Origin of the sequence: Roseburia sp. AF25-13LB, assembly GCF_003478915.1 — a bacterium.
In the GTDB taxonomy this organism is placed as follows: domain Bacteria; phylum Bacillota; class Clostridia; order Lachnospirales; family Lachnospiraceae; genus Roseburia_C; species Roseburia_C amylophila.
On sequence record NZ_QUFO01000029.1, the window covers coordinates 1,126 to 1,720 of the forward strand.

Here is a 595-nt window from a genome sequence, read left to right on the forward strand (position 1 = left end):
TTTTTTCTTCCCTGCTGATAGAGCTTTACATACCGAAATACTTCTTCGCTCACGCGGCGTCGCTGCATCAGGGTTTCCCCCATTGTGCAATATTCCCCACTGCTGCCTCCCGTAGGAGTTTGGGCCGTGTCTCAGTCCCAATGTGGCCGGTCACCCTCTCAGGTCGGCTACTGATCGTCGCCTTGGTGGGCCGTTACCTCACCAACAAGCTAATCAGACGCGGGTCCATCTTATACCACCGGAGTTTTTCACACCAGATCATGCAATCCTGTGCGCTTATGCGGTATTAGCAGTCATTTCTAACTGTTATCCCCCTGTATAAGGCAGGTTACCCACGCGTTACTCACCCGTCCGCCACTCAGTCACTAAATCGTCATTCCGAAGAAATCATAATAAAGTGCTTCGTTCGACTTGCATGTGTTAAGCACGCCGCCAGCGTTCATCCTGAGCCAGGATCAAACTCTCATGTTATAGTGTTTGTCCTTTCAGAAATCTAGCTTGGCTAAATATCCTAAAGTTTACTGTTTTAGGTCGCATTCTTCTATTAAATAGAGATGCTGTCCTGAATGATTTTGTAATCTTTTGATTACGTTTT

General features: G+C 47.1%; 1 rRNA gene (cut by a window edge). It reads right to left on the reverse strand.

The features are described from left to right. Window positions 1-471, reverse strand: a 16S ribosomal RNA gene (locus DWY37_RS15630); it reaches 1,079 nt to the left of the window's first position. Window positions 472-595: the final 124 nt, after the last annotated feature.